Source organism: Shewanella holmiensis, from assembly GCF_025370255.1.
In the GTDB taxonomy this organism is placed as follows: domain Bacteria; phylum Pseudomonadota; class Gammaproteobacteria; order Enterobacterales; family Shewanellaceae; genus Shewanella; species Shewanella holmiensis.
Map to the genome: position 1 here is coordinate 170,967 of NZ_JAMTCD010000002.1, position 12,613 is coordinate 183,579.

The following is a 12,613-nucleotide window of genomic DNA, read 5'->3' on the forward strand; positions in this document are numbered from 1 at the left end:
ATTATTTTCCAAGCAAACTAATGTCGCGGGCATTCCAGTGCGGATAATGCTTGCGTACTAGTGCATTAAACTCAAGTTCAAATGGGCTAAACTCACTACTTACTTGCTTTTGACCTTGATAGCCATCAACCACCATCACTGCCGCTACTGTGGCATTAGATAGGCGATCAATTAAGATCATGCCGCCAGTATCACGCACTAAGCTATAAGCATCTAATACTACGGTTTCGGTTAAATCTAACTTCACGCGGGCAATAGTGTTTAAACTCAGTGAGGTTGCGGCACTGCGCTCAAGCGTATTCACATCAGTGATATATTCAATTTCACTAACAACGGCTTGGGTTTTCTTACCGGCCACTTTGACATCATAAAGCTGACCAATTTGTAATGGTTTTTCATCCATCCACACTAAATCAGCCACAATATGATTCGCAAGGCTTGGGGCGCTATCAGGTTTAGCAAGTAAATCACCGCGAGAAATATCAATTTCATCTTCTAAAGTGATAGTCACAGCTTGACCTGCTACCGCTTCAGTTAAATCGCCATCAAAGGTTACAATACGCTCAACTTTACTGCGCTTGTTCGATGGCAGTGCCACTACTTCATCGCCCACTTTTAGTACGCCTGAAGATAATGTGCCTGAAAATCCGCGAAAATCGAGATTTGGACGCAACACATATTGTACAGGGAAGCGCACTGGCAATTCGCTTAACTCACGTTGCGTATCAATCGTTTCAAGCAATTCAAGTAAGGTACCACCTGTGTACCAATCACTTTGAGTGCTGCGGTTAACCACGTTATCGCCATTTAAAGCTGATAACGGTACGTAATGAATATCTAGATCACCAAAATCTTTTACGAAATCAGCAAAGTCAGCTTGAATTTGATTAAATATCTTTTCATCAAAACCCACTAAGTCCATCTTGTTCACGGCGACCACAAAGTGACGTAAACCCAACAAAGATGCGATAAAGGCATGGCGCTTAGTTTGAGTTTGCACGCCATAACGAGCATCAACCAAAATAACCGCTAAATCACAAGTAGATGCTCCTGTTGCCATGTTGCGAGTATATTGCTCATGACCCGGGGTGTCGGCAATGATGAACTTACGCTTTTCACTTGAGAAATAACGGTAAGCCACATCAATGGTGATACCTTGTTCGCGTTCAGCCTGTAAACCATCAACTAAAAGCGCTAAATCAATGGCTTCGCCTGTAGTGCCCATTTTGGCACTGTCGCTTTTTAGGCTCGCTAATTGATCTTCATAAATTTGTGCGCTGTCATGGAGTAAGCGACCAATTAAAGTACTTTTACCGTCATCGACACTGCCACAAGTTAAAAAGCGTAATAGGCCTTTATTTTGTTGAAGGGCTAAATACTGTTTTACGCCATGCTCTAGAATTTCAGCGGCCATACGGGTAGTGTTATTTACTGCTTGATTCATATTCTTTCTCACTCAATTTGAGTTTATCAATCTGGTTACTAACGTGGTTTAGGTACCAAAATTAGAAGTAACCTTGACGTTTTTTCTGTTCCATTGACGCACTTTGATCCGAGTCGATGAGTCGACCTTGGCGTTCGCTTGAGCGAGTTAACAGCATTTCCTCGATAATTTTTTCAAGGCTATCGGCGTCTGAATGCATTGCAGCGGTTAGCGGGTAACAACCTAAGGTTCTAAAACGTACCCGCTCAGTGGTAATTTCTTCACCTGCTTCTAGTGGCAAACGGTCATCATCTTTCATGATTAACTGGCCACCTTTATTGACTACTGGACGATCTGCTGCAAAATACAGTGGCACAATTTCAATGTTTTCTTGGTAGATGTATTGCCAAATATCTAACTCAGTCCAGTTTGATAATGGAAACACACGAATACTTTCGCCTTTGTTTACCGCACCGTTATAAGTACGCCATAATTCTGGACGTTGGTTCTTAGGATCCCAGCGGTGGTGCTTATCACGGAATGAATAAACACGCTCTTTAGCACGAGATTTTTCTTCATCACGACGTGCGCCACCAAAAGCGGCATCAAAACCATATTGATTAAGTGCTTGCTTCAAGGCCTGAGTTTTCATGATGTCAGTGTGTTTAGCACTACCATGAGTAAACGGCCCCACGCCCTGCTCTACGCCTTCTTGGTTGGTATGGGTTAATAGCTCAAAGCCAAACGCTTTTGCCTGTGCATCACGAAACGTAATCATTTCTTTAAATTTCCACCCCGTATCGACATGCAATAGTGGGAAAGGAATTTTGCCTGGGTAAAAAGCCTTGCGCGCTAAATGTAGCATTACCGAAGAGTCTTTACCGATTGAGTAAAGCATCACAGGGTTATCAAACTCAGCGGCAACTTCACGAATGATTTGAATGCTTTCCGCTTCCAGTTGTTGTAAATGGCTTAATGAACGACCTGCCATGATGGATCTCCGTTTGCTAATTAAGGGTGAATCGCTGTTGCGATCCATTAATTTAATTCATATTACAGTGCGTTAACTGAAACAGCACCTTGGTTAACTTTTGCGTTGTCTTGGGTTGATTGTGGCTGAAACCAATTCAGCGTATCTGCAAGCGTGACCACTTCACCAATAATCATTAACGCCGGCATCTCTAAAGCTGGATCGGCAGCAAGTTGCCCGAGTTCACCTAATGTACCAATAAAGCGTTGTTGATCTTGCGTTGTTGCTTTCGACACTATGGCTACCGGAGTGTCTGCACCACGGCCTGCATTGATCAATCCTTTGCTGATCACATCGGCATTTAAAATACCCATGTAAACCACTAATGTATTGTTGGGATTGGCATACCCCTGCCAATCCATTGGACGACTGGCTAGCTGACAATGGCCGGTAATAAAAGTCACACCTTGGGCATGATCACGGTGCGTTAATGGAATACCCGCATAAGCCGACGTACCACTTGCCGCTGTGATACCGGGTACCACTTCAAATGTCACACCAGCCTCAACTAAGGTTTGTAACTCTTCACCACCCCGGCCAAAAATAAATGGGTCACCGCCTTTTAAACGTACAACATTTTTACGGGTATAGGCTTTAGTGACCAGTAACTGATTAATTTCATCCTGGCTAGCACTGTGTTTACCCGCTCGTTTACCTACGGCAATTTTTTCAGCGCCATGGGGAATCAAATCTTGTATATCCTGACTCACTAACGCGTCATAAAGCACAACATCAGCTTGCTTAAGAATGCGATAAGCTTTAACAGTTAATAGTTCAACATCACCAGGACCGGCGCCGACTAGCCACACTTTGCCCTTTGCTTGTTGGCCTGGCATTGATACTAATTCCATCACACTTACCTCGTATTCTTTGATTAGCATCAAATATAGCGTTTTACTTATTCCAAATATAATAGTAAATAGTTAGTTTTTATTCCTTTTGGGTATATGAAAGGATTTTATAGCAACAATATAAAATAAATATTAAAAACAACATGATTTAAATAACACTTTGCCCCTACAATTGGCACACACAATATCAACGTTTTTTAATGGGTTACTAACATGAAACATGCTATATCGTTAAGCTTGTGCATACTTTTTACACTAAGTGGCAGCTTTCAACTACAAGCAGAAGACTCTTTATTGAAAGAAAGGGTAAAAGATGAGTTAGCAACATCTGAGCAACCGTTTGTGCTTACGCCCCATAAAGCGAACTACATTTTACCGGTCACCTATCAAACTCGCCCAAACAATGCCCCTTTTGAAGAAAAATATCCAAATGAGGATGTAGAAGTTGATGAAATGGAAGCTAAATTCCAAATCAGTTTTAAATTCCCTGTTTGGTATAATGTGTTTGGAGACAATGGCCATTTGTTTTTTGCGTATACCAACCAATCCTATTGGCAAGTTTATAATAAGGATGTTTCATCTCCTTTTCGAGAAACCAACCACGAACCCGAAGTGTTCATGTTATTTAACAATGACTGGGAAGTTGCAGGGTTAACCAATTCCTTTTTGGGTGTCGGTGTCGTTCACCAATCTAATGGCCAAGCCGATCCGTTATCGCGCAGCTGGAACCGCATATATGGCAGCATGATATTTGACCGAGGACCTTTCGCATTAGGCTTAAAAGCCTGGTGGCGTATACCTGAAGATGAAAAAGAATTCCCGACAGACTCGCGCGGTGATGACAACCCAGATATTAATGACTATATGGGCAATTTTGAACTGACCGGCGTTTATGGATTAGATAACCACAGGTTTATGATGCTACTGCGTAATAACTTATCATCTGATAATAAAGGTGCATTCGAATTTACCTATAGCTACCCTATTGTGGGCAATTTACGAATCTATGCGCAATACTTTAATGGCTATGGTGAAAGCTTGATTGATTACAATCACCATAACCAGCGTATCGGTATTGGATTAGCGTTAAACGACTTACTCTAACCTAACCACCTTATCGAACAAAAAAAACCTAGAACACTGTTCTAGGTTTTTTTACACGTTTACTTAGCCAAAGTTGAAGTTACTTAGGAGCTTTCGAGCTCATTTTAGAACCGATTTCAATACCTTGACTATTAATATCAACCGTCATCTGTATGCGCATGTTGTAGTCTTTCATCATTGATAATTCTTCTGGCACCTGCTCACCACTTTGCTCAATCATGGTGACTAAAGGCGTGAACATTTTCTCATAGTCAGCGGTTAAATTAACAAGACCATTTGCATCCAGTGCTTGCTTAGTCATTTTATCTGCTAATGCTTGCGCATTGTCACCGGTATACAGTACCAAATGCTGTCCCTTAATCGCCATGTTAACTTGCACACCAAACTCAGGAGGCAACATTAATAATGAAGTCACATCAACGGCATCACCATCAACCGCCAAATTAATTTGTGCTAAAGGTGGGTAAAAAGGTTTAACCATATCTATCAGCATGGCAGGGTTTTCAGCTGATAAACTCACTAATGCATCAAGCTTTTCAAATGCTGGCGAACCATTTTCATCCTTTAGTTGATAATCCATTACGGTGAAGTTTACCCCTTTAACACCATTTGCCATTCCGGTCATCATGCCGATCATAGCGGGATTAAATTCAGCCATTGCATACTGACTTTCAGCTAACGCCTGACACTTGAATGTTGGCGTGGTTAAGTCTTTCCAAACAGCGTTTAATGAAGGGGCTAACTGCGCTACATCCATCCCCAGCCCCACTGACAAAATATGATTTGCAGCATCAGCACCAAAATCAGGGATAAAACCACGCATTTTAGTCAAAGCATCAAGAATAACCGCGTTTTTAGACTCAATAACCACACGAGCATCAAATGTGCTTTCTTGGCGAGAAATGGAATAGGCATTAAACCCCATGACGGTTCTTGGCCAGTTATTGGCAATTGCCATTAACTCAGTTTTGCATTGTTCACTTTGTAATTCTGCAAATGGATTATCATTTTGCAATGAGGCTAATTGGGTAATTTGTTTGGCCAACATGTTGCCATCGGCAGTGGTGATGCCATCGGCAGTGGTGATGCCTTTGATTAACTCAACATGGTTAACAAAGCTAATGCTGTCTTGAGTAAAATCATGCTGCTTAGCGATGTCTTGTAATATCGTCGTCGCAGAAATTGGGTTAACGACTTTTTTAGCACCTAATGCCGTTTCTAGCAATTCAACCTGGTTAAGCGATGTGTTTAACGTTACGGTTAACCAGCCTTTATCTTCAGCAAAAATGATATCAACGGTTTCTTCTGAGTCCGCACCAGTCACTCGATAAGCACGGTATTCGAGTCCTGCTATGGTCGCGGTAGTATGAACTAAACCACTTTCTTGCTCTGCCCGGTCTAACTCAGCCCAAAAAGCGTTAGCATCAGCAAGTTGCAGCTTCATAACAGGTAATGCACCAAGCGTATAAGCATAACTTTGCATTTCATCTGGCAGACCATAATGCGCCACAAGAGTGTCGGGGTCAGTCATTAAGCTCAAATACTGTTTATAAAGGCTAAGAAAAAACTTCTCATGCGGCTCAGTAAAATCACTTAACTCGTTCAATTGCTCAACCGAATACCCCTGAGCATTACCTGCAATGCTATAAAGATAATCTTTAATTGGAAAAGGGCTTAACTGTCCAGAAAACGCTAAGGTATCTGCAGGGACATAATCCAAAATAGGATTCGACGCGACTGTGTTAGATTGCTGGCTAAAATAATATCCACCTGCACCAACGGCTAATACAGCCACTGCAACTGCCATTTTATTCATTTATAAACTCCGATTTATTCACTAATTAACTCTTCCATGAGAGTCTTGATGATTTTCTGCTACTCAAAAGTACCTATCTAAAACATTCTAATACATAGGTAAATATTTCAATAATTTAACATTAATTAGCCAGTAACGCATTAGCTTCAGTCGGTATTAATGAAGCTTTAAAGGGGAACTGGGTTTTGGACAACAGTGTGTAGGCCTTCGAATGAAGGCGTTGGCATTTTGAGCTTATAACATTTGGCTGAGTTGGAATTGGGATTTGTGTTTAAAGTCGAATCTTCATTGTAGTTAAAAGCCTGCGGCTCGCTAATGTGCAGATACTGCTTCGGGACGCTATGCGTCATCCCTGACCGCTTAACGAAAACATCCCTGTTTTCGATACCCTCAGCCGCATCTACACTTGGTTATTTGATCTCTTCGATTTAACCTTTCGGGTATCAATCGGACAATAAAAAGCTAAATCGTTTTTGGACAGAAGCGACTTAGTCACCTAACCATTTTCTGGACAAAAACGCGTCAGGGTTTCAAATCGTGTAGGCTATAGTTTAGAAAAGAGTCTGATACACCTTTAGTTTGTTAGCCAACTTAACTATGCCACACTATGAAATCAGAAGGTTTTAGACAATACTGTACCTGTAAATAATTGACTTGCGATATCTTTTCAAGGTGATGGGCTTTATTACTATGCGATGAAGGGCAACTGAGTAAGATATGGGAAGCTCTACAACACTATGCGCTTTAGCCTGAGAGATATAAGGGACTAAAAATAATGAAAGAATTTGATGTTAAAAAAATAATCAAATCTTTAAAAAGTGCTTACGGCGAAGAGTTTATTTCTAGCATAACAATGCAATTGCACAAGCTTATTGAAGCAGATTACACCTTTGTGGCGAAGTTAGACTTAAATCGTCGAGTTTCTAAAACAATATCTCTTGCTGCGGGAGATAGCTTTGGAAAAAATTTTGAATACGCCCTTCGACACACACCATGTGAAGATGTAAGCCAAAATAATACCTGTGTTTTTTCAAAGGATGTTTGTCACCTTTACCCGAAGGATCAACTGCTGATTGATATGGGAATAGAAGGTTACATTGGTTCGCCGCTAGTAAATTCGTCAGGGCAGGTTTTTGGTCTTATTGTAACCTTGTTCAAACATAAAATAAGCCATTCCGAAAATATTAGCGCTTTGTTTGAGCTCTTTGCTGGGCGTATTTCCTCTGAAGTCGAGCGGTTAGAAAAGGAACAAGAAATAGCGGCCAATAGCCAACGATACAAGGCGGTATTATCAACGTCTAAAGATGGCTTTTGGGAAACAGGCATTGATGGGGAAATATTGGAGGTAAATGACGCCTACTGCCAAATGTCTGGCTATTCAGAAGCTGAGTTAATGGAGATGTGCATTTGGCAGTTAGATGCTGAGCAATCAAAACCAACTGTTCTGAAAATGATAGCAAAAATCTGTGTTGAAGGAGGGGCAATATTTGAATCGAATCATCGCCATAAAAATGGTCAGATATTTCCAGTCGAAATTATGGTTAGCTACTCGGGTATAGAAGGTGGCAGCTTTTTTGTATTTATCAGGGATATCTCAGAAAGAAAAAGGCATGAAGAAAAGATTAAACATATGGCTTATTTTGATGAGTTAACCAACTTACCTAATAGACAATTATTAACAGATCGATTAAAGCAATCGTTATTGATGGCAAATCGAACCAATAAGCTAGTTGCTATATTATTTTTAGATTTAGACGGTTTTAAAGAAGTTAATGATCAGTTTGGTCACTCTGTTGGTGATGAGGTTCTTGTTTCTGTGTCAAACCGAATTATGGAGACATTACGCGACACGGATACCTTTGCTAGAATTGGAGGAGATGAGTTTATCATCATACTACCAGGGCTTGAGTCTGTCTTGGAAGGTGAAAAAATAGCCCAACGCACGATTGAAGACTTTAGTAAGCCATTTGATATACAAGGCAACCGGTTACATATATCTACAAGTATAGGGGTTACCTACTACCCCATTGATAATAATGATACAGACATTTTGTTGCGTCATGCAGATCAGGCTATGTATGCAGCTAAAAAGCAAGGAAAGAATACTTATTCCATATTTGACACCGTTGAAAACACGCTAGAAGCACAGCGACATAAGAAGGTTGCAGACTTTAAGCTTGCTATCGAACAAAATCAGCTACGCCTTTACTATCAGCCTAAAATTTATTTGCGTTCAGGTTGCTTAGCTTCTGTGGAGGCATTAATTCGATGGCAACATCCAGAAAAAGGATTGTTAGCACCAAGCGCTTTTTTACCACATATCAAAGATTCCCCTTTAGAAATCGCATTAGATGATTGGGTGCTAAAAAAAGCGTTAGAACAACAAGCAGAATGGCAAGAGCAAGGATTAGAAATAAAGGTCAGTGTAAATATTTCTCCAAGATATATTAGTCAACAAAGTTTTGTTGACTATTTGAGCCAGCTATTACATTCCTTTCCAAATGGAATCGCTCGTTATCTAGAAATAGAGATTGTCGAAAATCATGAGCTCGGTGATGTTAATGCAGTGGCTAACATTATGAACCAATGCAAGTCCTTAGGTGTTAGCTTTTCTTTGGATGATTTTGGAACAGGATATGCGTCGTTAAGTCACTTTCACAGCTTACCGCTTAGCGTATTAAAAATAGATCAATCCTTTATTTATAATATAGAAACTAATGAGCTTGATAAAAATATTGTTAAGGGAGCTATTCAACTGGCTCACGCGGTAAACATGCCTGTGGTTGCAGAAGGGGTGGAAACAGTGCAACTTGGGAAAATATTAAAGGAATTAGGTTGTGAATTAGCACAAGGCTATGGCATTGCGAAACCTATGCCAGCTAAAGAGCTCTTAACTTGGGCTGAAAACTTCAAGCATGACACTGTATGGAAGTATTTATAACTGAGTTAAAATTAATTTCGTTAACTAAATCATATGTTCATAAGCACTTAAATTATCAATATGCTTTAGTTGAGAGTAGTAACGAAGCATATGTATGTAGAATCAGCTTCAGCTCAAAGCTGCACGTCAATAATTTATTTTGTAAATTGTTTTTGGGCAAAAACAAGTTAGCATTTTTGAAATAATCTTATGTCACTCACTCTTTAAAACTTGCCGACTCAGTAAATACCCGAAAGGTTCATTATGGTGGTTTGCGAGCCGACCATCCGACCCATGGATGGGTCGGCTGAGCTACAAGGACGTACTTGCTGCGTGTCGGTGAGTAAATACCATACTGAAACTATAAAGATAAACTTCACGATGCATTCTTTCCTATGTGCGAAGTTTCATGTTCATAGTGGCCGTAGGCCATATTCCAAACAAACCTTTGGGACAAAAGCACGTTAGCTTTTTACTCGCAACTCACACCAAACAAGGTCGAATCGAAGCGATAAAATGACCAGGTGTAGATACGCCTGAGGGTATCTAAAACAGGACGTCTTCGTTAAGCGGCCATGGATGGCTTACAGCGTCCCGAAGCAGTATCTGCACATAAGGTCGCTCTTTCACATCTGACCCATAGGGATATGGGAAATGTCAGTGTGGCTGCCGGGAACATCACTGACCATGTGACCACGACATTCCGTTCATCCTGAACATCCATGCTGCAGGTAATTGATTACCCAAAAGGTAAAGGTTAAAACAGAAATAACCCATTCCTGCGCAGCTAGACACTAAACCCAACATGACCAATACTGCTCAACGCTACTCAGCTAAATAAAAAATGCCAAAGCTTCATTTGAAGGACACCTAACTTTCGGTCAAAAATGAGTTTCATCTCATCGTAATAACAAAGCAATGATAATATTAATGCTAAAAACAGACTGAACAAGCCATTTTTAGTGCTGCGATGTTGGAATGAAAAAGACAATGCAATATTAAGCCGTTTCTGATTCATCCTTAAACCATCAAAGACCGCCTCGACATCTAGATACTCATTTAACCACTTGAAATCTTATATCTTTCCGAATAAAACGTGACCAAGTAGTTTTGTTGAAGAAAGCTTACGCCGCTAATAAGGGGCTGGGTGACAAGTGGAGGAATAGCTGTCCAGCTCAATCAACCCCTGCAGCAAAATGCCGTGATAACGCGCTTGCACAAGTTGGTAATCTAAACTTGGGGCAAAGTAATAAGTCATCTTTTCTGCACCAGTTTGTTCGATAGGAATTAGCTGCAACTCGCCCCACGGAGCTATGGTGCGGGTTTGCACTTCTTGCACATAGTATTGATAGGGTTCAATGGCATCAGAGGCTTGTCTGATTAACGCAAATTGCTTGCGGCCTTTTAGCAAGGATTCTCGAAGCTGAACCGTTAAGGTATCGACATCTCTAAGGGGGATCTGTTCTGAAGCGTAAGTGCTAACTTTGCCATCAAGATTCACCTCTGATTGCCGCCCATCTGGGCTAAACGTCACCTGCAAATCACGGCTACGAAAGCCGCTCACTTGCTGATGAAAAGACTGGGTTAACCATTCATTAGTCGCGTCTGACCATACTAACTGCGAACGCTGCTGATATTCAGTTCCAATGCCTAAAATACTGGCTTGGCTTGTGGCGTTAATCACCCCTGTATTGCCTTGCCACTGTTCAGTACGGGTCATTTCACCGGTATGAATGCCACTCAGATAAATAGAGTAACTGGCATGGCGACTACATTGAAGTTGCTCATCATTTGCTTGTGCATTCCAACTGCATACGCCTACCAACAAGCCAATAACTAGCCTTGGTACAGGCTTTAACCAGACAGGTTGAAATACCCAGGCTTGATACAGCCAAGATGCTGGAGTTGAAGAGCTTGCAGCAATAATCGATGTCAAAATAGTCGGCTCATGATTGGGGTTAAAAAACTTCATTCACATTTAAATAGAAGTTTGTTTCGTTTTCACCGACACCGATATCAAAGCGTAAATTAATATTGTCTTTCACTCTAAAGCGAAAACCTGTGCCGTAAGAGGTTAATAGCTCATCGGTTAACTGATTTATTTTAGGTGCTACGCTACCCGCAGCGCCCCAAAACACCATGCCATAACGATGAAATATCGGTAAACGGTATTCCACTTGCCCCATCATCATTTGTTCATCACGGTAACGGCCTTTGATATAACCCCGCATGGCGTTTGAGCCACCAAGCGTCGGCAATAAATTCCATGGCATATCGCCATCCGTGAAGTGAGCTTGCACTTGCCATGCAATTAACCCCGGGGCTGAGCTTAAATCGATATAGTTTGCCAGCTCAATGTTATAAGTTGAAAATGACGAAAATTGATCGTTTTGATAAAGCCCTGCATCAACCTGAAACAACCAGCCCTTAGTCGCATTTAAGCGATAATCTCTAGAGTCATAAATACTGGTGATCACCACCCCTGAACTAAAGTTACTTGGCAGGAGCTCACTTGAGTCAATAGGCGTTGGTGTTGCCATGTACTCAAGCTCATTAGCACTGGCATAGATAAAATCAGCACCAATACCAATAAAGTAATTGCTGGCAATTTCGTTCATCCAACGAGGCTTAAAGCTATAAAGCTGCTCATCAAACTCATGCAGGTTTGCATCCATATTGCCCTGTTCAATGCCTTTTCCATAATAAACTGCCGCTTCATTATGTAACTCAACATCAAGCAATAAACGCTGTTTGCCTTGATTGAAAAACGTCATGTTTTCCACTTCAACACCATATGAGCCGTTCATCGACACAAATGAATTAAGTACCAATGATGAGGGTTGCTCATCCGCTGCAGCATTGTCGGTTTTATATAACCCCACCATTAATAAGCCCACACCAAACTTTTTCTCGGGGGTGTAATAAGCGGTAGGTAAATAACTCATATCGATGGCTTTGCTGTCGTCAAACTTACCGTCTGCGCCAAAAACTGACAAAATGTTATCAATCCATGTGGGCTCCATGTCTTCTGGGGTTTCAAATAAAGGCTCTACAGCACAGGCAGAATAAGACATAAACAAGGTAAGCAATAAAATTCGTTTCATAAAAACTCTAATCAAAATGAATGCCAAAGGTGGCAGTTAGTTAGCACAAAAAAACCAAACGAGGTTTAGCGATAATGGTTTTTTCGAGCACATCTTAACTGAATATATCTGTACGACCATATTAAAATACATATCACTCAAAATTAGATTAAAACTTAAAAAACCATTTAAATACTGTGTGATCTAAATTTAGTGGAGTCAGGGTAAACGTTATAAAAAATAAGTAAACCGTTCAGCTTATAGCTTTTTTGATTAATTCTTACCCGTCGTCATCAAGAAACCGAAAGCGCATGAACAAAAAATTAAGGTACTAATAAGCCAAAGACTGTTCAAAACAGGGCGATGTTTCACATATGCCCATAGGA

The 12,613-nt window shown here is 40.8% G+C and carries 9 protein-coding genes; 2 read left to right on the plus strand and 7 right to left on the minus strand.

What is annotated here, in order from left to right:
* Position 1 precedes the first annotated feature (1 nt).
* From cysN to cobA, 3 genes are all read right to left on the minus strand, one after another.
* Complete coding sequence (cysN, locus tag NE535_RS02350) at positions 2–1,444, minus strand: sulfate adenylyltransferase subunit CysN (RefSeq protein WP_261297089.1); 1,443 nt, start codon at positions 1,442–1,444, stop codon at positions 2–4.
* Positions 1,445–1,505: 61 nt separating this feature from the next.
* Positions 1,506–2,414, minus strand: coding sequence for a sulfate adenylyltransferase subunit CysD (cysD, locus tag NE535_RS02355; RefSeq protein WP_261297090.1), 909 nt, complete (start codon positions 2,412–2,414; stop codon positions 1,506–1,508).
* 62 nt (positions 2,415–2,476) lie between these two features.
* Positions 2,477–3,304 carry a uroporphyrinogen-III C-methyltransferase gene (gene cobA, locus NE535_RS02360; protein WP_261297091.1) on the minus strand — a complete coding sequence of 276 codons (828 nt, stop codon included), beginning with the start codon at positions 3,302–3,304 and terminating at the stop codon, positions 2,477–2,479.
* 213 nt (positions 3,305–3,517) lie between these two features.
* Between cobA and NE535_RS02365 the strand changes: the two genes are divergently transcribed.
* Positions 3,518–4,408, plus strand: coding sequence for a phospholipase A (locus NE535_RS02365; RefSeq protein WP_261297092.1), 891 nt, complete (start codon positions 3,518–3,520; stop codon positions 4,406–4,408).
* A gap of 79 nt (positions 4,409–4,487) precedes the next feature.
* On the opposite strand, the gene NE535_RS02370 is transcribed toward NE535_RS02365, so the two are convergent.
* Positions 4,488–6,224, minus strand: a complete 1,737-nt coding sequence (locus tag NE535_RS02370) for a hypothetical protein (protein ID WP_261297093.1) — start codon at positions 6,222–6,224, stop codon at positions 4,488–4,490.
* Between the two features lie 775 nt (positions 6,225–6,999).
* Between NE535_RS02370 and NE535_RS02375 the strand changes: the two genes are divergently transcribed.
* Complete coding sequence (locus NE535_RS02375; RefSeq protein WP_261297094.1) at positions 7,000–9,165, plus strand: sensor domain-containing protein; 2,166 nt, start codon at positions 7,000–7,002, stop codon at positions 9,163–9,165.
* A gap of 218 nt (positions 9,166–9,383) precedes the next feature.
* Here NE535_RS02375 and NE535_RS02380 read toward each other — a convergent pair whose 3' ends face one another.
* The 3 genes from NE535_RS02380 to NE535_RS02390 form a co-directional block, all read right to left on the minus strand.
* The gene (locus NE535_RS02380; protein ID WP_261297095.1) at positions 9,384–9,524 is read right to left on the minus strand and encodes a hypothetical protein; all 141 of its coding nucleotides are present in this window, start codon (positions 9,522–9,524) and stop codon (positions 9,384–9,386) included.
* A 752-nt stretch (positions 9,525–10,276) separates the two neighbouring features.
* On the minus strand, positions 10,277–10,978 hold the full coding sequence (locus tag NE535_RS02385; protein ID WP_261297234.1) for a hypothetical protein: 702 nt from the start codon (positions 10,976–10,978) through the stop codon (positions 10,277–10,279).
* Between the two features lie 124 nt (positions 10,979–11,102).
* The gene (locus tag NE535_RS02390) at positions 11,103–12,248 is read right to left on the minus strand and encodes an outer membrane protein assembly factor (RefSeq protein WP_261297096.1); all 1,146 of its coding nucleotides are present in this window, start codon (positions 12,246–12,248) and stop codon (positions 11,103–11,105) included.
* Between the last annotated feature and the right edge of the window lie 365 nt (positions 12,249–12,613).

Excerpts from the sequence above, each read along its gene's own strand:
- cysN (WP_261297089.1), bottom strand. The coding sequence starts at position 1,444 with ATGAATCAAGCAGTAAATAACACTACCCGTATGGCCGCTGAAATTCTA.
- cysD (WP_261297090.1), bottom strand. The coding sequence starts at position 2,414 with ATGGCAGGTCGTTCATTAAGCCATTTACAACAACTGGAAGCGGAAAGC.
- cobA (WP_261297091.1), bottom strand. The coding sequence starts at position 3,304 with ATGGAATTAGTATCAATGCCAGGCCAACAAGCAAAGGGCAAAGTGTGG.
- NE535_RS02365 (WP_261297092.1), top strand. The coding sequence starts at position 3,518 with ATGAAACATGCTATATCGTTAAGCTTGTGCATACTTTTTACACTAAGT.
- NE535_RS02370 (WP_261297093.1), bottom strand. The coding sequence starts at position 6,224 with ATGAATAAAATGGCAGTTGCAGTGGCTGTATTAGCCGTTGGTGCAGGT.
- NE535_RS02375 (WP_261297094.1), top strand. The coding sequence starts at position 7,000 with ATGAAAGAATTTGATGTTAAAAAAATAATCAAATCTTTAAAAAGTGCT.
- NE535_RS02390 (WP_261297096.1), bottom strand. The coding sequence starts at position 12,248 with ATGAAACGAATTTTATTGCTTACCTTGTTTATGTCTTATTCTGCCTGT.